At 56.7% G+C, this 23,900-nt stretch carries 24 protein-coding genes and 2 tRNA genes; 17 read left to right on the top strand and 9 right to left on the bottom strand.

From position 1 onward, the window contains the following. Positions 1-160 precede the first annotated feature (160 nt). The gene (locus NT131_00560; protein ID MCX6650140.1) at positions 161-1,669 is read left to right on the top strand and encodes an MBL fold metallo-hydrolase; all 1,509 of its coding nucleotides are present in this window, start codon (positions 161-163) and stop codon (positions 1,667-1,669) included. Between the two features lie 72 nt (positions 1,670-1,741). On the opposite strand, the gene NT131_00555 is transcribed toward NT131_00560, so the two are convergent. Further along, positions 1,742-2,482 (bottom strand): hypothetical protein, encoded by a 741-nt coding sequence (locus NT131_00555; GenBank protein MCX6650139.1) that lies wholly within the window; start codon positions 2,480-2,482, stop codon positions 1,742-1,744. A gap of 517 nt (positions 2,483-2,999) precedes the next feature. Here NT131_00555 and NT131_00550 point away from each other — a divergent pair. Together NT131_00550 and NT131_00545 are read left to right on the top strand one after the other, a co-directional pair. Further along, positions 3,000-3,620 carry a hypothetical protein gene (locus NT131_00550; protein MCX6650138.1) on the top strand — a complete coding sequence of 207 codons (621 nt, stop codon included), beginning with the start codon at positions 3,000-3,002 and terminating at the stop codon, positions 3,618-3,620. A gap of 55 nt (positions 3,621-3,675) precedes the next feature. Next, complete coding sequence (locus NT131_00545) at positions 3,676-3,909, top strand: hypothetical protein (protein ID MCX6650137.1); 234 nt, start codon at positions 3,676-3,678, stop codon at positions 3,907-3,909. A gap of 8 nt (positions 3,910-3,917) precedes the next feature. On the opposite strand, the gene NT131_00540 is transcribed toward NT131_00545, so the two are convergent. Further along, positions 3,918-4,463: a winged helix-turn-helix domain-containing protein gene (locus NT131_00540; protein MCX6650136.1), complete on the bottom strand. Its 546-nt coding sequence runs from the start codon at positions 4,461-4,463 to the stop codon at positions 3,918-3,920. A 52-nt stretch (positions 4,464-4,515) separates the two neighbouring features. Next, a complete protein-coding gene (locus NT131_00535; protein ID MCX6650135.1) occupies positions 4,516-6,288 on the bottom strand; it encodes a beta-propeller domain-containing protein in 1,773 nt (590 codons plus the stop codon). A 119-nt stretch (positions 6,289-6,407) separates the two neighbouring features. Between NT131_00535 and NT131_00530 the strand changes: the two genes are divergently transcribed. Next, positions 6,408-7,910, top strand: coding sequence for an MBL fold metallo-hydrolase (locus NT131_00530; GenBank protein ID MCX6650134.1), 1,503 nt, complete (start codon positions 6,408-6,410; stop codon positions 7,908-7,910). 23 nt (positions 7,911-7,933) lie between these two features. Here NT131_00530 and heR read toward each other — a convergent pair whose 3' ends face one another. Continuing rightward, positions 7,934-8,713 (bottom strand): heliorhodopsin HeR, encoded by a 780-nt coding sequence (gene heR, locus NT131_00525; protein ID MCX6650133.1) that lies wholly within the window; start codon positions 8,711-8,713, stop codon positions 7,934-7,936. Between the two features lie 132 nt (positions 8,714-8,845). Between heR and NT131_00520 the strand changes: the two genes are divergently transcribed. Together NT131_00520 and NT131_00515 are read left to right on the top strand one after the other, a co-directional pair. Next, on the top strand, positions 8,846-9,766 hold the full coding sequence (locus NT131_00520; GenBank protein MCX6650132.1) for a TRC40/GET3/ArsA family transport-energizing ATPase: 921 nt from the start codon (positions 8,846-8,848) through the stop codon (positions 9,764-9,766). A 1-nt stretch (position 9,767) separates the two neighbouring features. Then, positions 9,768-10,094, top strand: a complete 327-nt coding sequence (locus NT131_00515) for a thioredoxin family protein (GenBank protein ID MCX6650131.1) — start codon at positions 9,768-9,770, stop codon at positions 10,092-10,094. Position 10,095: 1 nt separating this feature from the next. Here NT131_00515 and NT131_00510 read toward each other — a convergent pair whose 3' ends face one another. Continuing rightward, positions 10,096-10,530 (bottom strand): hypothetical protein, encoded by a 435-nt coding sequence (locus NT131_00510; GenBank protein ID MCX6650130.1) that lies wholly within the window; start codon positions 10,528-10,530, stop codon positions 10,096-10,098. Between the two features lie 148 nt (positions 10,531-10,678). Here NT131_00510 and NT131_00505 point away from each other — a divergent pair, with 148 nt between their 5' ends. From NT131_00505 to NT131_00490, 4 genes are all read left to right on the top strand, one after another. After that, positions 10,679-11,470 (top strand): hypothetical protein, encoded by a 792-nt coding sequence (locus NT131_00505; protein ID MCX6650129.1) that lies wholly within the window; start codon positions 10,679-10,681, stop codon positions 11,468-11,470. 33 nt (positions 11,471-11,503) lie between these two features. Further along, the gene (locus NT131_00500; GenBank protein MCX6650128.1) at positions 11,504-11,782 is read left to right on the top strand and encodes a hypothetical protein; all 279 of its coding nucleotides are present in this window, start codon (positions 11,504-11,506) and stop codon (positions 11,780-11,782) included. Between the two features lie 75 nt (positions 11,783-11,857). Then, the gene (locus NT131_00495; GenBank protein MCX6650127.1) at positions 11,858-12,496 is read left to right on the top strand and encodes a DUF2284 domain-containing protein; all 639 of its coding nucleotides are present in this window, start codon (positions 11,858-11,860) and stop codon (positions 12,494-12,496) included. Between the two features lie 78 nt (positions 12,497-12,574). Then, a complete protein-coding gene (locus NT131_00490; GenBank protein MCX6650126.1) occupies positions 12,575-12,940 on the top strand; it encodes a metalloregulator ArsR/SmtB family transcription factor in 366 nt (121 codons plus the stop codon). An 87-nt stretch (positions 12,941-13,027) separates the two neighbouring features. Here the strand turns inward: NT131_00490 and NT131_00485 are convergent, their stop codons facing one another. The 3 genes from NT131_00485 to NT131_00475 form a co-directional block, all read right to left on the bottom strand. Continuing rightward, positions 13,028-13,282, bottom strand: a complete 255-nt coding sequence (locus NT131_00485; GenBank protein ID MCX6650125.1) for a SemiSWEET transporter — start codon at positions 13,280-13,282, stop codon at positions 13,028-13,030. Positions 13,283-13,815: 533 nt separating this feature from the next. After that, a tRNA-Arg gene (locus NT131_00480) sits at positions 13,816-13,893 on the bottom strand. A 131-nt stretch (positions 13,894-14,024) separates the two neighbouring features. Beyond that, entirely contained in the window at positions 14,025-14,807 is a 783-nt protein-coding gene (locus NT131_00475) for a hypothetical protein (protein MCX6650124.1), read from the bottom strand. Positions 14,808-14,884: 77 nt separating this feature from the next. Here NT131_00475 and NT131_00470 point away from each other — a divergent pair, with 77 nt between their 5' ends. The 3 genes from NT131_00470 to NT131_00460 all read left to right on the top strand — a co-directional run bounded on the left by NT131_00470 (position 14,885) and on the right by NT131_00460 (position 19,908). Beyond that, entirely contained in the window at positions 14,885-17,860 is a 2,976-nt protein-coding gene (locus NT131_00470; protein MCX6650123.1) for an MMPL family transporter, read from the top strand. 110 nt (positions 17,861-17,970) lie between these two features. Then, on the top strand, positions 17,971-19,017 hold the full coding sequence (gene hypE, locus NT131_00465) for a hydrogenase expression/formation protein HypE (protein MCX6650122.1): 1,047 nt from the start codon (positions 17,971-17,973) through the stop codon (positions 19,015-19,017). A gap of 237 nt (positions 19,018-19,254) precedes the next feature. Beyond that, positions 19,255-19,908 carry a class I SAM-dependent methyltransferase gene (locus NT131_00460; GenBank protein MCX6650121.1) on the top strand — a complete coding sequence of 218 codons (654 nt, stop codon included), beginning with the start codon at positions 19,255-19,257 and terminating at the stop codon, positions 19,906-19,908. Here NT131_00460 and NT131_00455 read toward each other — a convergent pair whose 3' ends face one another. Then, positions 19,909-20,460 (bottom strand): VIT1/CCC1 transporter family protein, encoded by a 552-nt coding sequence (locus NT131_00455; protein MCX6650120.1) that lies wholly within the window; start codon positions 20,458-20,460, stop codon positions 19,909-19,911. It lies immediately after the preceding gene. Between the two features lie 278 nt (positions 20,461-20,738). On the opposite strand from NT131_00455, the gene NT131_00450 reads away from it, so the two are divergent. The 4 genes from NT131_00450 (at position 20,739) to NT131_00435 (ending at position 23,880) form a co-directional block, all read left to right on the top strand. Beyond that, entirely contained in the window at positions 20,739-22,892 is a 2,154-nt protein-coding gene (locus tag NT131_00450) for an immune inhibitor A (GenBank protein ID MCX6650119.1), read from the top strand. Positions 22,893-22,966: 74 nt separating this feature from the next. Further along, a tRNA-Val gene (locus tag NT131_00445) sits at positions 22,967-23,039 on the top strand. Between the two features lie 75 nt (positions 23,040-23,114). After that, a complete protein-coding gene (locus NT131_00440) occupies positions 23,115-23,303 on the top strand; it encodes a hypothetical protein (GenBank protein MCX6650118.1) in 189 nt (62 codons plus the stop codon). Between the two features lie 31 nt (positions 23,304-23,334). Next, entirely contained in the window at positions 23,335-23,880 is a 546-nt protein-coding gene (locus NT131_00435) for a HEAT repeat domain-containing protein (GenBank protein MCX6650117.1), read from the top strand. Positions 23,881-23,900: the final 20 nt, after the last annotated feature.

Raw genomic sequence — 23,900 nt, 5'->3', positions numbered from 1 at the left:
GATGGTGTGCTCCCTTCGCAAGTTCCCAATGAGTCTCGCATCGGTCAATCTGGATACTGGGCGGACCGCTACGCTTTCAGTCGTTTTCGGAGACCGTAGAACCTTGGTGAGTATGCATGCCATAGTGATAAATCCCTTCCAGGCATTGTGAGATGTGAACATGAAGGTCACGGTATACGGCGGGGCTGGAGTCATCGGCGGCAACAAGGTCCATGTGGACCTGGGCGACCGCGGGTTGTTCTTCGATTTCGGCGAACCGTTCGACGTGGGCAAGAAGTACTGCGCCGAGTTCATCAGGCCGCGGGCGGCCCGGGGGCTGCGGGATTACCTACGCCTGGGCATGCTCCCGGCCCTGGACTGCTATCGACCTGACCTCTACCCTGGCGACCTGACGCCCTCGGATATGACCCCGGTCAGGGTGGACGCACTCTTCCTATCGCACGCGCATTTCGATCACTATGGGAACGTCGGTTTCCTCCGCCGGGACATCCCCATCGTGGCCAGCCCCATGACCTACGCCATATTGAGGGCTTACAGCGAGCTGGGGAAGGCCAACGCCTCCACCGAGCTCTTCGACCACGTGCTGCGGGAAGAAATGGAGGGGGAATCGAGGGTCCTGGTCACCCCTCGGACCAAGGACAAGGAGGTGCAGGGGCGCAAGTGGGTCCTCACCGGCGAGGTCATCGAGGACGACCCACAGTGGAGGAAGGGCACGGCCTCCGAGGTGGTCTGCGGCGACGGAACGATCAACGGCATCGAATACCGGGCCTTCCCGGTCGACCATTCGGTCTACGGCGCCACTGCCTTCGCCGTGCGCCGGGGGAAGAGCGATTGGCTGGTCTATTCCGGGGACCTCCGGATGCACGGCTCGCGGGGCGAGATGACCGCGCATTTCGCGGACGCCGCCAGAGAGCTCTCCCCTAAAGCGCTGGTGATCGAGGGCACGCGCATAGGACGCTCCGCGGAGGACGCCGAGATCACCGAATCGATGGTGCGGGAGAGCTGCCGGGCGGCGGTGGAGGAGGGGAAGGGATTGACCATCGCCGACTTCTCGGCCAACAACTTCGAGCGGCTGGACACGTTCATCTCCATCGCCAGGAGCACGGGCAAGAGGATGGTGGTCACCTCCAAGGACGTGGCCTTCCTCGAGAGCATATCCAAGGTCGACGGCAACGTGCGCAAGGACGACCTTTACGTGTACCGCTCGCTCAGCGAGACTGACCTGGGCGTGGTGGACGGGCTGCGGGAGAAGGGCTGGCAGGTGGCCGACCCCGACGACATAGCCAAGAGCCCGGACGAGTACATGCTGTGCTTCTCCTTCTGGGACATGACCAAGCTCCTGGACCTGGAATGGAAGGGCGGGACCTACATTTACTCCAACAGCGAGGCCTACGACCTCAAACAGGTGGACAACCTGCAGAAGCTGATGAATTGGATAGACCTGTTCGGCTTCCGATGCCGGGGATTGGCGATGAAGGACGGGGAGTTGGAGTTCGAGAAGGGCTTTCATTCCTCGGGGCACTTGTCGCTGCCGCACCTCTGGCGCGTGGTGGAGCAGATCTCGCCCGAGGTGGTCATACCAGTGCATTGCGCGGACCCCGAGAATTTCGCCTCCCTATGCCCGGTGAGGACGGTGCTGCCGGTCAAAGGCCAGGCCATCGATATCTAGTTTAAGTGTAACGGTCCACGAACCGGCCCACATCAAACATCCTTCTCGCCCCATTGGTTCCTTTGCCTGGACTTAATGTCTACCTATTCCGTTCCATTCGGCCAAGCGAGCCGAACGGCGATAGGGTTGGTCCAGGTATATGGCCAAGGCCACGAACGGGAGGGATGCCAGTATCGGGAATGGTGAGGTCCAGACCCAGGAAACGGAGGCGCCTATCGCCAGGGACCCTATGGCCATCGGCAGGTATATGAGAGAGTGCTTCCGGCGCAGAAGCCGATGTTCCTTCTTGGCCCCTGAAACTTTACTGGCATCCAGAACCGCAGCGGTAACGGCCGCTGAACGGAAAGAGGCCTGGAGCATTATCTTGGATACGTCCTTCTTCGGTCGTGTGAGGGAGACGGACCGACGGATGAAATCCGGCGAGGCCACGTACCTTTTCAGACCGTCTTCTATCGCTGCCATCGGGACCGGCTGCTCCGTCAACCGCTCTTCGCGCGCTGCATGGGTCATCCCTAATAACCCTTTGGAGACGGACCGGTCTTGTATGTAATGCAGAGCCATGCCCAGGTGCCGGTAGCCTTCGTAGGAATCCTTCCTCAGGAAAGACCGTCTGGCCATCCAGACATGGAGCATTATGAGCCGTTCGGACGCTCGGTGATGGCTGAGGCGACGGGAACCGCCTCCATGACCTGCCCGTTCCTTATGACGATCGGGTTCGACGATGCCGTCCAGGAATGCTCTTCTCTCCCCCTCCGAAATATGAATTTTGTCGGCTATGGCCTTGCCGATGGACAGGTGGGAGCGCCATTTCACAAGGCATTTTATTAAAGGCCGATATTTAAACGATTATAACAGGTGAATAAAAATGAAAGACCGTCAGGACGAGTTGCCCTGACGAGGTTGGGTTCACTTTAGAAAGAAGAAGAATTTACTTCTTCTTCTTGGGCTCCGCCTTCTTCTCCGGCTTCTTTGCCATTGGTAAACCACCTCCAGTCCCTACTGGGGTCGGAATTTTAGATACGCGTGAAGTATATAAGTACTTTTTGAGTCCCAGGCCCCAATTATCATGATCAATATATAGATAGTTCAAAATCTAACTTTTAAGCTGTTAACTCGAAATGCCCGGATCTCGAGGACGAAGCTAATATCGACAATGTTAGAAATCGGAGGGAAATATGCCTTTTCAGCAGTGCTTTATCGATAATATTTATCGTCAATTGCCGAAAAACATCGAGATCGAGGGGCGTCGGGGGCAAAACGCTTATCTAACCCAATATTGCTGATGCCTTCCCAATCGGTTCATGATCAGGAGAGTATCAACACGTTCGAGATGATCGCAGCGGGGGGAGAGCTGAATGTCCTCCATTTCGCTTTCTTGGTCGCTTCCTATGCCTTCCTGGGCGGGGCCATAAAATACATCGACCAGGCCTATGACGAGGGCATCGGGTCCATAACCATAGCCAAAATATTGGCCATCGCTTCCGGGGTCCTGATGGGCGCCTGCATGATCGTGGACGGCGATTTCTCGACCGCCTTCTTCCTGGCCATGCTCATAAGCCTGGTACTGACCAAGAAGATCGATAACGTGGCCTTCCTGTCCGGGACCATCATCGGACTGGTGACCTTCATCATCGGATCGATCATTTGGGGAGCTGAGCTCTCGCCCTTGCCCATCGTGGTCTTCCTGGTGGCTGGAGCGGTGGACGAGATCGCCGACGGTTACGCCCACGGAAAGGACTTCGGCAAGGTGACCGAATTCGTCCTTCATTACCGTCCTTTCAGCGACCTCGCCCTAGTGCTGCTGATCCTCATAATGCCTTATGACTGGCATTACATCGCGCCCTATTTTGCCTTCACCTTCGCCTATATGTTCATCGGCGGATTGGAGGAGGGCCAGGTGTCTGAGTCGGTCCGCGGCATCCTCCGCAAGGCCTCGAACCTACGTCCGTGAGGACATCGGGAACTGGAAAATGATTATATTCTAGCCCCTGCCATAACCATCACCCATGGACGTGGACGATAAAGAGGCGGTCTTGCGGGAGCTGCGGACCATCCCCATAGTCGGGGAGAAGGTGGCGGAACCCCTTTACATCCTGGGGATCAGATCGGTTAAGGAGCTGGTCGGTAAGTCCCCCGAGGATATGTACGGCGAGCTACGCACTATGAAAGGATATTACGTCGAACCGTGCATGCTTAATCAGTTCAAGGTGGCCGTCAGCATGGCTGCCAAGATGAAGTGAGACCTGGGTCAATCCTGGTCAGCGGTTCGCCCTTCCTCTTCGATATCTGATTTTTCCCAGTCCTCCGCCCTCGAGGCTCCTGATTGTTTTGGGGGGTGAAGGATGCTGAGGGCCATGAACCCGGCTATGCCTGCTACAAAGACCACTATGATCACGGCGACGTACAGGGCGGACTGCACTTCCTGAACCCTGTCCGAAACCAGGCTGTTAGCTTCCGTATCATTGGCACCAGTGGCTTTCCCGACCCCTGGAACTCCGGTAGAGGCCACGGCGATCAGTATGGAGCATATCACCAAGAGGACCAGGGCTGTGGACAATAATACGACGATGCGGGTGTTGTCACCCGGAGAGATCAAGTCCCTGGCCTTCCAGGTGAGGGAGTAATAGATGAACCCGTGGTCGTCGTCCTTCTTTATCAGCCCGCCTTCTTCCAGCTTTTTCAAGTGGCGATGCACTGCAGCCTTGTCCACATCAAGATGTTCCGCAAGCTGGGACAGGGTGCGGCGCTCTCCCTGCAGGGCCTTGAGAAGCTTGAGGCGCGTGTCCGAGGCCAGGGCGAACAGCGCCGTCTTGTCCAGTTCGACCTTCAGGAAGATTACCCCCTGCCTACCGTTCTTCCACGCCGTAAATCAATCCAGGCGTGCTTGTACCTGAGCAGTATGTCAGCGTGTCCAGCATGGTCCAGGACCCCATGTTCCAGGCGGTCACATCCGTGGATGTGATGGTGTATAGCACATCATCTATTATCGAGCATCGCACCTGCCCGTAGGATTCCCCGACGGTCACGTTGGATCTCAAGGTGAGCCCGTCGTCCGAGACCTGTATGACGTAGACCATCTGCCACGCTTCATAGGTGTACTCGTTCCATCCGAAGACCGGTATGAACAGCAGGCCGTCCCTCCCGTCGAACAGGACCGCCTTGTGCTCCCACAAGGAATCGGACCAGGTGTTCGTCGGAGCGATGATGGTGTCGATCTCCTCGGGGGATGCTGGATCGCTCACGTTGAACAGGGAGATCTTCAACGTCCAGTTCTCAAGACCTATACCGGCCAACAGTTCCGGGGAGCAGGGGTGCAGATAGGTGGAGAATCCCGGGACCACTATCTCGCCTATTATCTCTGGTGAGGCCGGATCGCTCAGGTCGATGATGAACAGGGGATCGGTGTTCAGGAAGGTCACCAGGTAGAGCGTCGTCCCCATGAACCTGGAGGATTGCATGGACTCCCCCGGAGCGATGCCGTTGAGGGAGCCGATTACGTGCAGGTCCTGGTCCAGGGTGTAGACCCTGGTCTCTCCGTCGGACCATCCGGTGCTGACGGCCATGCGCAGGACCCCGTCGAGCTCGTCCAGCGAGAACTGGTTCAGGGGATATCCTTCGACGTAGCCCTTGGCCCGGGGAACGACCTCGATGCCGTCCATATTAAGACGGAATATGGTGGTCACTACGGAATTTTTGGCGAATACGGTGTCCCCAGATGACCCTTCGCCGTAACCCGGATAGGTCAGGTACATGTTCTCGTGCGAGACGTACAGGACGCTGGAATATCCGGTTAGGAGGGATGTGAAGTTGCTATCGAACGTCACCAGGTCCAGGGCCATTATGTTTAGGAAGCTGCCCGCGTCATCCGATTGGGGGTCGAAGCGGATGCTGGTGGCCTCGACCTCCTTCAGGTCACCGTCGACGCCGGTCTGGGGGAGAGCGATCTCCCCCATGGACCAGGCGCTCTCCTGGCCGAGCAGGTACATGTTATCACCTATCATCCTGGCTCCAACGAAATATCCGCTGAGGGAGTATCTGTTGAGCACCTGTGGCGAATACGGGTCGGTCATGTCCAGCAGGCAGCAGGTCACGTATTCGTTGTTGATCGGATAGTACGAGAAATTGTAGAAGTCGTAAGGTATGTCGCTGTAGTCGTACTCGACCACAACCACGGCCAGGATATTATCATGGATGAAAAGTCCTTGAACGTACCCGTTCGCATCTTCAGCCCCGAGGAGGTCGGCGACGCTTAGGTTCGATGCGTTGGAGATGGACCCCGCCGGGGTGGCCTTGATGATGGTGACGCCCAGCGAGTTGGACACATACAAGAGCTCACCGTCGGATTTTACGATGTCCAGCTCGTCCACGCCAGACACCTGGACGTTGGTCTGGGAGTAGTAGTTCGCTCCGGTTTCGGCGTCCATGCCCGATTGGTTACCCTGGTGACCGCCGCGCTCGTTGAGGAAATTTCTGAGCTGGGCCTCGCTTACGAAGGTGGGCAGGTCGCCTTCCGGCAGTTCCTCGATAGAGGGGGTGAATATCATGACCAGGCTGGTCGCGATGAGCGCGGCCACGAGGCCGAACGCGAGCAGACGCTTCAGGACCGGGGTTCCGACCATGTGTTTTTGATTGGCCGGTGGGTATTTGAACCACGGCATTTCGTTGACCTGCCGGTCAACTGCCGGCCGGGCGAGTACATGACCAAGGTATAATGGGCAGGGTTCGTTTTCCCTTCACGATGCAGCGCCACTATTTCGTCGCCAAGATGCCGGACGAGCCAGGTGCGTTGCACCGGGCCGCGGAGATCGTCAAGCGGCACGGCGGCAACATCGACCGCATCCAGTACGACAAGCGTATCGACCCGTACACGGTCTTCTTCGAGGCCCGTTGCTCTGAGGATCAGTATCAGGCCATGAGGTCGGAGCTGGAGACCATCGGATATCTCCAGGGACAGATGATCTTGCCCAGCTTCCTCAAGTTCCAGGTGGTGCTCCCCAACCGCAGCGGGGCTTTGTTCGACTTCCTCAACTTCACCACTGCCGCCAAGTGCAACATCGACTTCCTGGACTTTGATGACCGGGGCAAACACCCGGAGCGCCTGACCGTCTCCCTTACCGTGGAGGAGGCCGGGGCAGTGGACCGGCTGTTGGAGGACCTCAAGACCCGCTATCCGCTGGAGATCTTGGAGTACGATACCACCGGGCAGCACCTGGACGACACGGTCTTCTACATTCGCTTCGCCCAGGAGCTTCGCCAGATCATAGGCCAGGCCGAGGATGCCTTCCTGCTCCGCCTCCTTTCCGACGTCAATCACGTGGCGCAGGAGCTCATGAACCTGGGAAGCGATCCCAAGCAGGCCTTCTCGGACGTGCTGCGCACCGGGAAGGAGCTGAAAGGGACCTCCGGCGATGGTTTCTACGCTGACCTGCAGGAGGTGGGCCTGGGCCAGGTGGACCTGCTCTGCGTGCAGCTGCCCTGCGGAGGGAACTGCTATCTGCTGAGGAGGGGGGCGGAGGTCACCATGATCGACACCGGGTTCGGCATCTACTTCCGGGACCTGGACGGCCTTATGGAGAGCGAGGGGTGGGGCGGGATGGGGATGGTGCGGAAGGCCTTGCTGACCCACGGCGACGCGGACCACGCCGGTTCCGCGGGCCAGTTGAGCGCCGAGGTTTGGATGCATCTGGATACCGTGGATGTGATCCGTCAGTCCAACCGGGCCTACGGCTCGGAGAGCGAGGGTTCGGTGCTGGCGGAAATCTACACCAAACTGATCAACCTGTTCTCCGGGTTCTCGGTGGCCGACGGCCCCAGCACTTTCCCGGTGACGGAACTGGGGCGCAGGGGGGATTTCATGGTGATAGCCCGCACGGACGTGGCCGGCATGGAATGCGAGGTCCTGGAGGGCTTCGGCGGGCACACCCAGGGGCAGGTGTTCTATCTGCTGCCCAAGGAGCTGGTGATATTCACCGGGGACAGTCTGATCAACTTCGACAGCTTGAGCGAGGAACGGAAGGAGTTCGCCACCCTGGCCAAGAACCTCATGACCACGGTGAACGTGGATAGCGGCAAGGCCAGACAGGAGCGCGCTGGACTGATCAGGCTGATCGAGGAGCTGGAGATCAGCTCCGGGCCTAATCATAAGTGTTTGGTGTGCGGCGGGCATGGTGCGATATCCGTGCTGGAAAATGGACGCCTGGTTAGCCACGGGAAGATCATAAGGTTCAGGTCAGAGAATTAAAAAAAGGAAGGTGTTTGGTGGGCTCAGCTGCCCACCATAGTCCCGGAGAACACCTGCCAGGCCAGGGCGGTCTTGGCCACCAGGCTTAGCACGATGTAAATCTTCTCTCCGTAGAGGTAGTCCTGGTACTTCCCCTTCTTCCTGTATTGCAGCACCATGTTCAGGGCGAAGATGTTGAAGAAGAAGACGATGGATATCATGATGCCGTACACGAAGCCCGGTGGGCCGCCTCCCCTGACCCCGGTGAAGTACATGAACAGGGCGACCCAGGGCATGATGCCGGCGAAGCAGCCGAAGATGAACGAGGTCCAGTCCGTCTTCTCCGTCTTCTGGTTGTGCAGCTCCATCATGTAGCCGAACAGGTTCATGCAGGCGTTCACGCTGAAGAGCAGTATTATCGAGACGAAGTCGAACATTCCACAGAGCCAGGCGATGACCACCAGCATGAAGGAGGAGGACAGGGCGTACTCGAACCAACGAGCCTTGTTCATGTTCATCTTCAGGTTCTTGACGTACCAGTTGTAGCCGAAGGTGGAGACGCTGAAGTGGGCTATGGCCGACATCAGCAGGAATATGGCCACCATGGGACCCAGGGGCACGGAGAACAGTTCCACAGGCGATCCCGGGATGGTCGGCGGATAGCCGTTGGTCGCGTCAAGGTATGAGGTGGTGAACGTCATCTTCACATCGTAGTTCGCGATCGCTAACATCACCGCCGCCTGGATGAAGTGAAAAACACCCATTATAGCGTTGAACCGTCTCAATTTCTTGAATTTGACATCATCTGAGGTAGAATCCTCCAAAGAGAAAACCTCCAACGAAAATTGTAGCATTCATTATAAATCGTTATCCATCGAAACCGGAGGAACAATCATTCTATGTTCTAAATTTTCGAAAAGAATATCTATTGTTCCTTCTTTCTTCCCCCGATTCAAATGAAACAAGAGAACATGCGGGACGTCATAGAGAACCGTAAATTCCTGTTTTTCGGCGGCAAGGGCGGGGTGGGCAAGACCACCATGGCCGCCACGACCGCCACCTGGCTATCTGACCATGATTACAAGACGCTCATTGTAGCCACGGACCCCACCGTCAGCCTGTCCGCTATATATGGGCAGGAGATCAGCGCCACGGACATCACCAAGATCGGGACGGAGCGCAACCTGTGCGGGCTGAACATCAACCCCAAGAAGGCTATGGGAGTGTTCCAGACCAGGCTGGAGGGGATGATGGAAGGGTTCTCCTCCATGTTCGGCAGCGAGCTTCTCTCCACGCCTTGTACAGAGGAGATAGCCGCCTTCGACCAGTTCGTCAGCTACTTCGAGGACACCGAGCATGACAAGGTGGTATTCGACACCGCTCCGACCGGGCACACCCTCCGGGAGCTGTCCATGCCCTTCGACTGGTCCGGCTACATCTCCAACCAGATCAAGAACCGCCGGGAGCTGTCCGAGGTGCTGGGATTCGTCTATGACGAGAACATGGTGGCCGACCTGGAAGCGGAGAAGGTGCGCTACGACAAGTCGGTTAAGGGTCTTTCCGACGATAGCGTGTCCGCCTTCAACCTGGTCCTCTTGCCAGAGAAGCTGCCCATCGAGGAGACCGCCCGCGCCATAGAGGACCTGGGCGGGTTCGGCATAAAGGTCCGTTCGCTCATAATCAACGAGGTAATACCAAGGGAGGTCCTGAAGGGCAACTGGTTCCTGGAGAGGCGCCGGGCCACCCAAGACAAATATCTGAAGGAGATAGACCAGCGTTTCTCCACTATTCCAAACAGGCAGGTCCCGCTCTTCGACACCGATATCTACGGCATGGACAGTCTGAGGAAGGTAGGTAAGGAGCTCTATGGAGACTAAAATGCGTCTGACCATCTTCTCCGCCTCCTGCTGCCAGCCCCAGACCGCGGCCTACGACAAGCAATACGTCGAGCGGATAAGGGAGGTGCTGAAGGAGACCGGGATAGAGGCCGAAATCGACATGGTGACCGCCACCGAGGCCCAGATGAGCATCCATTACTTCTTCATCGGTGAGATAATGCCATTGTATAAGAAGTACGGGCCGGCAGTGGCCCCCGCCCTCTTCATCAATGAGAAGCTGACCCTTTTCGGGGGAGTGCCGACCTTGGAAAAGTTGAAGGAGGTCGTGACCAAGGCGGCCGCCGAACCTCCTATGTTGATGTGGTAGTTCACCGCTTCATAAGCATGCTCGCGGCGGCCACCGGAGCTATCGACAGCAGCAGCACGGCCAGGTTCTGGTAGATGCTATAGTCGTTGGCGTAGAAGAAGAGCCATAGCCCCACGGCTACAACCCATATCAGTCCCAGGGCGCCCCCGGCCATATCGTGACCCTCTTTTTCGCAGGACATCTTCGGAACTTCCCCCATCGACCTGGCAAAGGACATCCAGACCGGGATGTTGATCGCAGCTACCGTCACCACCGACAGTAGCAGCACGCCTATGTTCTGCAAAACGCCATAATCATCGGCCAGGAAGAACAGCCAGGCGATGACGAAGGCGAACCATACCATGATGGACAGGGCGCTGAAGGTGATCCTCCAGCTTAACCCCTTCATTGACCTCCAATTAGTGTCCTTACCGCAAGCCCATTCGTTGTCGTTCATGTGTTTTAACCCTCCGATCCGTTCCTTGGACCGTCTTAGGTCGACCACTTTACTAAAGCGAATTGGACACTTGTGACCAGGTCGGACCTGGTGCAGGTGGTTCGCAGCTCCCGTGGGGGTTATCTATCGGCCTGGCGATACGTAGCTGATGCCTGAGCTTCCAGAGGTAGAGATGGCGAGGAGGTTCGTGGACCTTCACTCCCTGGGGGGCAGGGTCTGGGGCGTCAAGGTCCTAGACCAGAAGATGCTGGACCCTAAAACGGACGATCTCTCGGACCGCTTCGTCGGGAGGACCGTCCAGGGCACCGCGCGGCACGGGAAGAACCTCTTCATAGACCTCGGCACCGGATATATCCATATCCATCTGGGCATGAGCGGTTCCCTTCATTTTCTAAAAGGTCAGGAAGAGCGGACCGGCCACGAGCGGCTCAGAATTACATTGGACAGGGGTGCCTTGGTCCTGGACGACCCCCGGCGCTTCGGCAGGTTCGGTCACGTACGTGATGTGCCTGGGTTCGTCGCCGAAAAAGGATTGGGACCTGACGCCCTGTCTATCACCGACGATGAGTTCGTGGCCAGAATCGGGAATCGGAGAGGGGCCATCAAACCGCTACTCCTGGACCAGGGCATATTGGCCGGGGTCGGGAACCTGTACGCCGATGAAGTGCTGTTCCAGGAGAAGGTGCACCCCCGTGCCATCGCCAATGAACTGTCCGCCAGAAAGCTGGTCAAGTTGAGGGGGCGGATCGGCAGTGTACTGAACACCTCCATTTCCGTAGGTACGGACTTCTCGAGGCTGCCGTCAGGATATCTGTTGCGGCAGCGGGAGGTCGGCGGACCGTGCCCAGTTTGCGTTGATGTGCTCATATCCGCACAGGTCGGGGGCCGGACCTCTGTCCTTTGCCCTTCCTGTCAAATGAGCCCTTCGCATGACCATTGACAGGTCTTTTTATACTGTTAAAATCAATCTTTGATGCAGGTGGGGAAGACGGACAGCGATATAGTTACCTTGGTCAATCTGTTGCTTTGCCTGGTCATCGTCTCGGTGGGGCTGATAGGTTACCACCGGAGCAAGCACACCCTCCCCCTGATGATGGCCATCATCTTCGCCCTTTTCGGTTTCTCCCACTTGCTGGTCCTATTTGGTATGTCCGACAATCTAGGTCCGTCCGTGTTCGTGGTCCGGGTAGTGGCCTATGGTCTGGTCATATACCTTCTGTATCGTTACGTCAGAGTGCTGGACATATTCTGATACTGAACCCGCTTGGTCCCATCCGCCCAACATGTTTAATACCGGGGTGTCGGAATATTTCATTCGGTGAGGCGCGTGTTGACGACATCAGCAGAAATCGACCGGCTTGAAGAGGTGGCCAGGGACTGTAACGCCCTCGTCGCCAAGATGAGCGCCAATGAGGTAGTCGTCTCAGAATGGGTGCGCTTCAAGTGCCGATATGGCTGCAAGGGATATGCCAAGCACCTATCGTGCCCTCCGTACGTTCCTGAACCTGAGGAGACCCGCAGGATGCTGGGGGAGTACGAACACGCCTTGCTGGTTAGGTTCGATGGTGTGCCTGGCCGGGAGGGGGCTCGCCCCGAGGACGTGCCTGAGGACTTCCATCCATGGTATAAGGAACTCATACTCTGGGTCAACCGTACCATGCACCGGCTGGAGAAGACCGCCTTCTACGACGGCTTTTACAAGGCCTTTGCCTTCGGAGCCTATCCGTGCATATATTGCGAGCATTGCGTGGCCGAGGAGGCGGAGGGGGTCGTGGATGAGAGCGTGAGGCGCAAATGCCGGAACATGGACCTGGTGCGGCCAAGCATGGAGGCGGCGGGGATGGATGTCTTTGCCACGGCCAGGAAGGTCGGATGGCAGTTGAGCACCATCCCCTGCCAGGATATGCGATATGGTAAGGTCACTAGGTTCGACTTCGTCTCTGTTGGCCTGCTGCTCCTTGAATAATCGTTTTATTGTTTGGCCGCCAACCAGCGCAAAATAATAATGTAAGGTAGCTGTTTTTGTCAAGAGGTGACCGGATAGATGGCAGGACAGTATGAAAGTCGGTCCGAGGACAGGGACGGTGCCTTACCTCCGGAGGTGGCCGCCGGCCTGAAGGAGGCCGGAGGTCGAGATAGGCTCCAGGCCAGCCTGCCGGATGAAAAGACCATGAAGATGATTGCGGAGAGACATCAGGCCTTATCTGATCCGGTCCGGATATCGATCATATACCTTCTGGGCGGGAGCGAGCTCTGCCCTTGCGTTTTGAAGGACCTCACCGGTCTCAGCGATTCTAAACTCTCTTACCACCTTAGCATATTGGAGAAGGCTGGAATGATAGTCTGGCGGCAGAACAAGAACTGGCGGGTCTACGGCCTGACCGATTTGGGAAAGGCTTCCATATCTTGATATTACCTCAAGCAACCGATTTCTTTATGTGATGATATAGAAAATGGGGTCGCCACCAACCTCACCATCGTTCCCCGTTCCATGTGGTCAGATGCTGCGGACCTTTAGGATCACGAGCGCCACGTTGAGTAGAACGGACACTGAGTTCCAGAGAACGATTGGCAAATCACTAATCATTAGACCGTAAACCAACCACATGGACATGCCGCCTATCAGGACCAATGGCATGGTCAAGGAGACGTCCTTCATGCTCCCGGTCTTCAACCCTTTTACTATCTGAGGGACGAATCCTATGGTGGTGATGAAACCGGCGGTCAGCCCGAGGAGCACTGATGGGTCCATGAGGAGGAGATATAGTGGACGGTAATGACCCTTTTGCACAAAGCGATGCTGATCGGGCGATCCGGGTCAATGGTTGAAGAGCGCTGTCCACCAGTGAGGACGATGGATGAGATTCTGAACTTGCGCCTTACGGTCGGGCACTGTGGCCTTGCAGAATAAAATGGAATCAATGAGGCCGGTCAGCCCCGTCGAAAGGAGTTCACTTCTTCCCTGCCGACCCCTTCTTCTTCCTCTTGCGCAGGACCATCAAGGCCAATCCCACAAGAACTATCGTTGGCAGAAATAGTGCGACGACCAATATCATACCGTCCATGTTGTTTCCCTCTTCTTTATCGTCGATTGGGTCGCTCGGACGAACCGACCTCGTCGTCGACGAACACTGTATCCGGAACCGCGCATATATCGCTAACGGTATCTGTCTCGTTCACAGCGACATTTTCTTCAGCGCGTGTGGATAGCTCCGCGGTGAACGGTACCAAGACGTTTCCCTCCATATTCTTCCCTTTGGCGAACGGACCACTGAATAACAGGAATGGCGGGCCCGTGGGGATTTGAACCCCAGTCGTCGGCTTCGAAGGCCAAAAGGATAATCCAGGCTACCCTACGAGCCCTGCCTGTAGGTAAAGTGCGGTGGTTGATAAGATTATTGTTCACCAGTCGGCACGTTCTATGCTAATATTAATAGAACGGAATATCGAGACATTGATTCCAATGCCAGTACTTCAATGGCATCTATTTATCATCACTCGCCGCCCCTCGCTTCCATCATGGCCATCTCCATTATCCTGTTGATGAAGTAGTCCACCACTGTCCCGCTGCTTATTATCGCTCGATGGCCGTTGCCCTCCTTGGACAGCACCATCGAGTCGCCGTGATCGCAGACCATCAGCAGCTCCACATCGTACTCGGGGTCCTTCGGCATCAGGTCCATGGTGCCGGTCATGAACGGCTCGGGAGGGCTGAGCATCTTGTCGCTTAATTTGATCGTCCTGGCCTTCCCCAGCAATCCGACGAAGCCCTCGGCATCGTGGGCGATCAACACGGTGATCGGCTTTTCCGCAGATACTCTGGCTATCTGTTTGGCGTACCTTCGCAGATAGCTGTTGTGCAAACTTATTATGACCACGTCTTTCTGGGCCGAATCCAACATCTCGCTGACCTTGTGGTCTATGGCCCATTCTCCCTTGATGGTCCATATGGGATTGTCGCGCCTCTCAGCTCGCTGGCCGATCTCGTCAAGCGCCTTGACCACCTCGTCCCTGGAGCTCTCTATCTCAACGATGAGATGGTCGAAGGCCTCGGCGGGATCGTTGGCCCGGTAACAGCGGGGGACGGTGTTCCCGGCCTCCACGAACCCTTTCTCCAGAAGACGTTCCATGATATCGTACGCTCTGGACCGAGGCACCTTGCTCTCCTCGCTGATCTCTTTGATCGTTCCTTCTCCCAGAGCCACCGCGGCCACGTAGGCCTTGGCCTCGTACTCGCTTAGGCCCAGCTTCTGAAGGTGGTCGATTATATCGGGCATGTCACTTCTGTAGTGACAACAAGTCTATAAATATAATCAATATTGGCGAGTCATCTCTTCCGGAAAGAGGCTTACCGATGGTATTCGACAAATTAGCCAATATAGTCACTAAAAGATACAAGCTCATCATCGTGATCTGGGTCATCGCCCTATTGGCCAGCGTCCCAGCCATGATGTCCCTCAACGACGTGGTCAGTTACAGCTCTAACATGGCGTCCGGTGAGGACACCAGCGAGTCCGGCCTCGCCGCGAACATCATCGCGGAGAACTTCCAAAGTTCCGTTTCCAACAGCACCCTTATCATCGTGCTGCAATCGGATGACATGACCGGGACTGACGCCCGGGACTACGTCATCGAGCTGCAGCAGAATTTGGAGAGCGCGGACCTTCCCTATCTCGAGAGCACTTCCTCGATATACTCCTACGCGGGCCAGATCATATACATGACCGTCACCACGCTCGGGCCGGAGATGTACTCCGCCGAGACCCAGGTGAACCAGAGTGCCTTCCTGCTGTGGGGCATCCCGGCCCTCCATGTTCAAAACTGGGCGGGATATTACGCTACCGACTCTAACGAGACGAACGCCTCCGCCTACGCCTACTCGGCCACCATGGGCACGCTGAGTTCCTACCTGGTCGGCGCGGACGCTAACACCTCGGCCCTGACCTACGGTTACTACGGGGCCTTCGCAGCCACCTGGAACTACACTGCAAGCAACATTTCATTGGTAACCGATCCGGCGGTCCGCGGCGCGTACTGCGTCGGTTCGGTCGCCCCTACCTTCATCAACAGCCTGCCACTGGAGGAATCCAGCAAGCAGGTTATGACCTCCGTCCTGGGCTCTTTCAACATGGGGAACTTCAACAACCAGACGGTGGTGCACGCCTTCACTTTGGGCATGATCACCAACATGGCCGGCGTTAGCAACATGACCTTCCTGCAGGAGGTCTACGACCTGGGCCCCACGTACAACCCGATCGACGTATACTTCTACGTCCTTTCGCTGCTCAGCACTGGCACCCTGGACACCTACCCGGTGGCCATGCCTGACCAGCTGATCAGCGGCTTTATCTCCCCCAACAATCGGACCATGCTGATGATGCTGTCCTTCAGCGTCAGCGCGTCCTTCATCTCCGAGGACGGCAGCTTTTCCACGACCGACGTGGTGCCCGAAGTTCGGGACATCCTCGACGAGGCCAAGGAGGACACCGGCTACGAAGTGACCACCTACGTTACCGGCGAGGCCGCCATATCCGCTGATATGAAGGAGGACTCCGGCAAGGACATGTCCCTGATCGAACCAATCACCATCATCGTGATATTGGTCCTGATGGGCTATCTGTTCCGCACAGTTGTCGGGCAGTTCCTGCCTTTGGGCGCGGTGGGCGTCACCATTGGCGTTAGTGAGGCTATGGTGTTCATCTTGGCGTCCACGATATTTGACGTCAACTACATGATCTCCACTATCTTGTTCGCCCTGCTGATGGGCGTGGGTACGGACTACTCCATCTTCATCGTCACGCGCTACCGGGAGGAGCGCATAAAGGGTGCGAACCGGGAAGAGGCCGTGCATACCTCGCTGACCTGGGCCGGAGAATCGGTCGCTACTAGTGCCTCCACGGTCATCATCGCCTTTTTGGCCATGGCCACCGCAAAATTCGCCTTCGTGCAGACCATGGGCCTAGTCATGGCCGGTGCCATAATCATCGCTCTCCTGGTGGCCCTGACCCTGATCCCGTCCATCCTGATGCTCGTGGGAAACAAGATATTCTGGCCCACGACCGGGAAGAGGTGGGAGAAATACGCCACCAAGTTCATGGAGAAGAAGAAGGCCGGGAATCATGGCTACTTCCACAAGGCGGCCACGTTCTCGGTGAATCACGCCAAGGTGGTGCTGATAGCGGCCATACTGGTCACCGTTCCCACCACCTATCTGTTCGTGACCACGGAGACCTCCTTCGATTTCATCGGAGCCATGGGTGACTCGGAGAGCATCGGGGGTATGAGGACCTTGACCGACGATTTCGGGGCCGGCTCCATCACGCCCACCCAGATCGTTGTCACCGGTGAAACGGTGATCTACGACGGCACGACCTTCAATTATGCCTATCTGGACGCATTGAATAACGTCACTGCGACCATCGCCGCGCAGTCAGAGGTGCAGAAGGTTACGGGCATCACCTACCCCTACGGCGAACCTATCGACTACCGCAACCTGACCTACCTGCCCGACGAGGAGAGGGCACAGGTAATGTCCAGCATGCTCTCCTGCATGGGCAAAGACAACAAGAGCATGCTGCTGACGGTGATACTGGTCGACCAGCCGCAGAGCGCCGGGTCGGTGAAGTTCATGCATGAACTGAGGGGCGAGATGGCTGATGCGAAGGACCAGGAACCGCTATTGGCCGATTCGCAGATATTGGTAGGCGGAACGACCGCTGCGCTGTACGATACGAGCCAGAGCACCTCCGCCCAGTTCACCAACATCGAGATACTGGTGATCATTGGCATCTTCGTAGTGCTGATGATCGTGCTCGGTTCCATACTGCTGCCGACCTTCGCCGTGATCTCGATAGCTATGAGCATCACCTGGGCCTTCGCCCTGACGAACTTTGTGTTCGGGACCCTCATGGGACTGCCGGTCCTGTGGCTCATCCCGCTCATTCTATTCGTCATGCTGATGGGCATAGGCATTGACTATAATGTGTTCATCCTGACCCGCATCAGGGAGGAGTATCACAAGGGTAAGGACACCAAGCAGGCCGTGGTGGACGCGGTGGATTGGACCGGCGGCATCATCACCGCCCTGGCGCTGATAATGGTCGGTGCATTCGGGTCCATGATGCTGTCCAGCAACGCCATGCTGCAGGAATTCGGTTTCGCCCTTTCGGTGGCCGTGCTTCTCGATGCCATGATCGTCAGGACCTACATCGTTCCGGCCGGTCTGGCTGTCATGGGCAAGAAGGCCTGGTGGGCCCCGGGCAGGCTGCAGAGGGAAGGTCGCGAGGAGAAGATGCAGAAGAAGGCGGAAAAGCAGTCCAAGAAGGATTGAACGCCCTAACGTGGCCTGGCCAGCCACCTTTTATCACTTTTCCTTTTTATTCTATCTTCTCTTTCATTCTAAAGCAACCTTTTTTATCTGCATCCTTTCTTCCAAGGCTCATGAAGCGGGTCACCATGGGCCACGGGGCTGGCGGGGAGATGATGCAGGAGCTCATCGCCAGATCGATCACGCCCTTCTATCCCAAGATAAGGACCGAGGTCCCTCTGGACTCCTTGGACGACGCAGCCGTGGTCGACGACATCGTGTTCACCACGGATGGGCATACGGTCAAGCCCCTTTTCTTCCCCGGCGGGGACATCGGATCCCTGGCGGTCAGCGGCACGGTCAACGATATCGCGGTCATGGGCGGGAAGCCCCTGGCGCTGTCCATGTCCATGATCCTAGAGGAAGGGTTGGAAATCGAGGTCCTGGAAAGGGTGGTCAAGAGCGTGGGTCGCTATTCGGAGATCGCTGGCGTCCCGGTGGTCACCGGCGACACCAAGGTAATGGAGAAGGGCGCCATCGACAGGATGGTCATATCCGCCGCGGCGATAGGCAAGCGCCACCCGTCCATGGATCACAATGTGAAGGTCGCCTCCGATTATCGTAAGATAGATTCACGCTGGCTCACGGACGACAACGTGCGGGACGGGGACGTGATAATGGCCTCCGGGACCCTGGGGGACCATGGCATCGCCCTGCTCTCCTTCCGCGAGGGATACGGATTCGAGAGCAAGGTGCAGAGCGACTGCGCCCCCCTGAACCACATGATCGGGAAGCTGCTGGAGGTGGGTGGAATAACCTCCATGAAGGACGCCACTCGCGGCGGCTTCGCCAACGCCATCAACGAATGGAGCTCCAAGTCCAAGGTGGGCATCGAGCTGGTGGAGAAGGACATTCCTATTTCAGAGGCGGTGCGCAACGCCAGCGAAATGCTTGGTCTGGATCCCCTGACCATCGGCAACGAAGGAAAGGTCATCATCGCCTGCGTCCCGGAAATGGCGGAGGATATTTTGAAAGCTCTTCGTGTCGACGAGCACGGACGAAACGCGGCCATCGTTGGCCGGGCCAGCAACGCCGTCAAGCATGTCATGATGCGCACCGAGGTCGGTGGCCGGCGCATACTGGAACCTCCCGTCGGTGATCCGGTCCCTCGCATCTGCTGAGCGTCGGGAAGGGCCACGAGCCTTAACAATAAATAATTTTTATATTCCTATATAATTAATATTATATGTATTTATGAGTGTCAGAGATTGGAGATATCATCATGACCGTCCTGCCGTGGGGCGGGAGATGGTAGATGAACTCGACTGGAAGCAAGGACCTGTTCTCACGACCCATATCAACATAAGCATGGACGCGAGAACGATATTGAAAAAGAGGACCTAAGGGACGGCGAAGGCATGGAAGAAGGTACCCAAAGAAAACAATGGAACTCAGCCTATACCACCAAGGCCGACTACTTTGGCACTGGGCCAAGTGATCTCGGGCGTCGGGCCGTGGACATTTTCAGGAAGTATGCTTGCAAGGACATATTGGAGCTGGGATGCGGGCAGGGGCGGGATACCTGTCTTTTCGCCAAGGAGGGGTTCAAGGTCACCGCCCTCGACTACTCCGAATCGGGCATCTGCCAGATGAAGGACAGGGCCAAGGAGATGTGCCTGGATTCCAAGGTCAATCTCCTGTGCCAGGACGTGCGCACTGGAATATCTCTCCCTGACGCCTCGGTGGACGCGGTCTACTCGCACATGCTGTTCACCATGGAACTGTGGGAGAAGGAGATCCAGTTCATTCTGGACGAGTGCCGGAGGGTGCTCCGGCCTGGTGGGTTGAATCTCTACTCCGTGCGGAACGACCACGATCCCCATTTCGGAAAGGGTCCGCACAAGGGCGAGGACATGTGGCAGAACCCCATCGGGTTCGTGGTGCACTACTTCCCGGAGGAGAAGGTCAGGCGGCTTTCCAGTGGCTACGAGATTTTGCATATAAAGGAGTTCGACGACCCGTCACCGCCCATCACCAAGAAGCTGTACGAGGTCCTGCTGCGCAGGTCGTGATCACACCATTCCGCCGATGAAGTAGCAGATCACGAAGGCCACCAGGCCGACCGCGGCCATTCTTAGCCCCTTCCACCAGGGGTTTCTGTCGCTCAGCCGCCCCATTATGAACCCGGTTATGAACAGTAGGATTATCGCCAGCATGATGGCCGCTTCGGCGGCCGCCACTATCGTCCCCTCTCCCAATAACAGGAATGGCGAGAGGATTATGACCCCGGCCATCAATGGAGCCATGGAATTGGCCAAGGCGATGATGGCGGCGCTGGTCTTGGCTGCCTTGCCCAGATTGGTCTCTCCCACCGGACGCAGCATGGCTCGTCCGATCTCGTCCAGGCGGCGGGACTGTTCCAGGCTCTCAGCCTCATAGACGCTGGTGCCAGTGGATATGGCTAACGCCACGCAGCTGGTTATGATGGTGGCGATGACCAACCCCTTGTCCGTATCCGCGGTAAGGGCTGTGCCTATGATTATGCCCAGCACGGCGAAGGTGCTGTCGAACATGGTGTTGACAAAATACCTTCTCAGGGCGGGGCCGGTCTCCGGCAGGCTCATAGCCTCCCGGAACCTGGAACCTTTATGCTCATTATTGGCCACTACGAGATCACCGTTTGACCGATAACCATGAAAGAGCCGGACTAAATCCTTTTCGGAGGGTTGATGGGGCGATTTCGACGAACGCCCAATTTCCTGTCGATTTTCAGCAGTATTTATACAGAAACGCGATTTTTGATACTGACCCATCGAAACATTATATAACCCAGAATGAAATATTAGCTTTAAATCGCCCTGAGGAGCTAGCGGAAGCAAGGGGGGGCGGGAGGAGATAATTGATGATGAATAGATTGCAAAAAATATTAGCTATGGTCATTGCGCTCACCATGATATCTGGGGCCTTTTTCGTGATGGTCCCCAGCGCCGGCCAGTCGGCCGAGGTGGACGCTTCGGCTATTCCTGAGCAGATTGCGGTTTGTGCAGACCCGGAGCTCAGGGAGCGGACGGTCACAGATCTGGCCGGGCCTAAATTGGAACTAACCACGAGCGATACTGATGTAGCGCTTGTGGACAACATACCTGTGAACACGACTATGCCGTTCATAACCACGGGGACCTTCTGGAATGAGACTGGCGCACCCTTCACTGATGTGGCGAACGCCACTTGGTACGATGCGTACAATGTCATCAACATAACCAAGCGCGGAGAGGGCGAGCACTGCGAGCTTTGGGTCGCGGACAACTGCTCGTTCTACAGCGCATTGGACCCCCGTAACTCTTTGGTCGACATCCAGGACTGGCAGGTCGCGTACATGATCGACCAGTTCGACAACAACATCTACCCGATTGAGACTAAGACGTTCATCGATGCCCCGGCCCTGAACGGGTCCAGCCCCGACATGGCGACCTGGCAGTACTTGTACGACGATAACAACCTGACCCAGTCTAACATCTCCGATATGCTCTTCCCCACCAACGACACTGGGAAGGTAATGATCGTGGTTTTCAACATGATCGATGAGAACTGGTATGACGCCACGGATTACAACGCTTACACCGCTGGATATTACTGGAGCTTCATCCGGACACTGTACGACCGCAACGTCATGCACATCGATTGCTACGACTGGATAGACAGGATCGGCAACAACGTGACCAGGCCATATGTCTATGAGTCCACATTCGCTCACGAGTACCAGCACCTGCTGCACGATCAGCAGGACCCCGACGAGGCTACCTGGGTCAATGAAGGCCTGTCGATGGCGGCCGAGTTCCTGTGCGGATACGGGTTGGACATGATAGATATAGCCTACTACCTAAATTGGCCTGACAACTCCCTGACCGTCTGGGGCGACATGCCGGGATCCCTGATACTGGGCGACTATGGTGCTGTGCTCCTGTTCATGACCTATTTATACGACCACTACGGCGGCACGCCGATGCTGCAGGCCATCTTTTTCAGTGATCTCAATGGGGTGGACGGCATCAACGCCGCGTTGCTGGACATGGGCAACAATCGGATGACCTTCGATAGGGTGTTCCATGACTGGAGGATAGCCAACCTTCTGTTCGATGATAGCATCGGTGGTGGGTTGTACGATTATAAGAGCTTCAGTCCGACTGACATTGCCTATGGAATAAGGCACGCGTGGTACCCTACGATCTCGGCAAACTGGGATCCCGTCTATCATTCGGATTTCGGGACCCTGCAGTACATCCAGGCCTATGGAACGGATTACATAAAATTCAACGACCTGGGCTACTATGACGAGTTCGGCAAGTTCACCTTCGATGGCGACAACAACGTCCATGCAGGCTGGCAGTACGGAGCCTATTGGAACTCCAACAATGGTGATCAGATCGACAACCTGCTGACCTTGGAGGTCAACCTGAGCGCTCCCGCCGAGAACGGCGAATACCTGCACTGGCTGACCATCAACACCCAGTGGAACATCGAGAACGAGTGGGACTACGGGTTCGTGCAGGTCTCCACCGATGGCGGGGCCACTTGGACCAGCCTGGACGATGTGGAGGATTATTGCACCAACAGCAGCAACCCATCGGCCATGGAGAGCATAACGGCCAACCTCCCCGGTCTCACCGGTGACAGCCCCGGCTGGGTGGACCTGAACTTCGACCTCTCCGCCTACGACGGCCAGGATATCCTTATAGGCTTCCGCTATATGACCGACTGGGGTACATCCTACGACGGATGGGACATCGCCGCGGTCTCCGTGGACGGAGTGGACGTTGCACTGACCAATCTGACCACCGAAGCTCCGCCGGAGGCGGACTTCCTGGTGACCCTGGTGGCCCATAACGCTGTGGACGGTTGGATGATCATCGACATCCCCTGTCTGGACCTCCAGGAGACCGCTCAGAAGCTGTTCCCCGTCGATGGCTATGATCAGCTGTACGTCATCGTATCAGCGAACAACGGCCCTGTCGACTATTCCGCTGATGTGACCTATCGCGGACCTGGGTTCCTGTAGTGAGCCCCAAACCTCTCAACAAACCTTTTTCCCCTTTCTCTTTTTATAATCCCTGACCAATGACCGTTGCCGAAGGGCCCATGGTCTAGCGGTCATGACGACTCCCTTACACGGAGTAGGTCGCCGGTTCGAATCCGGCTGGGCCCATCCCAAATTTTTGTTTTATCGGGTTATCAATCGATTATTCGTAAATATACGAACAATCATTATGATTAGGGCATCATGGCAGATGAGCAGGCTGACAAGAAACCGTGCCTTTGGCACGCGCCGGACGGCAGATGCGCGAGCTGCAAAGCGAGACGCTATCGGCTCGACGCATTGGGCATGAAGGACATTTACGGAGAATGTCGTGGCCAGATCGACTATGGCACCTGCGAGTTCTACAAGGAAAAGCCTGTTCCGAAGACCTGAGGCTCAAATCCTCTTAGGGGTAATTGCTTTGGTGGACATCGACCTGGACGGGATGTTGAAAGGGCTGCGCTCCCTGGATGTGGAGGAGCACCGCGCTGCGCTGGAGGAGACCAGGGAGCTGCTCATGGCCGGCCTGGCGGACCGCCGGCTGCTGCAATTCTTATTGCCGCTGACCTCGTCTGAGGACGACCAGGTGCGCCGGGACGCCTCCTGGTGCTTGGGAAAACTAGCCCTTATGAAAATCGGGGACTCCCGTTCGGTGGATATCCTGATGGCCCTGACCACGGACATCGACCCGGAGGTCCGGTCCAACGCGGCCTGGACCTTGGGAGAGCTGGCCGGGCAGAGCATAGGGGACGCGCTGTCCATCGAGGCGCTGAATATCCTCCTGACCGATCCGGACAAGGAGACCAGGGGGATGGCGGCCTGGGCCTTGGGACGGATGGCTGACAAAATGAGGGTGACCTCGCCCTCCTCGGTGCCGCTGCTTAAGGTCATGCTCCAGGAGAAGAGCGAGTACCTGCGCAAGGGGGCGGAATGGGCCTTGGAGCGCATCGAACGGATCCGACCGCACTGAGGGTCAGCGACACGGTTATA

This window comes from Methanomassiliicoccales archaeon (assembly GCA_026394395.1).
In the GTDB taxonomy this organism is placed as follows: Archaea; Thermoplasmatota; Thermoplasmata; order Methanomassiliicoccales; family UBA472; genus UBA472.
The sequence above is the reverse complement of the archived record's forward strand: the minus strand, read 5'-3'. Positions and strand labels throughout refer to the sequence as shown.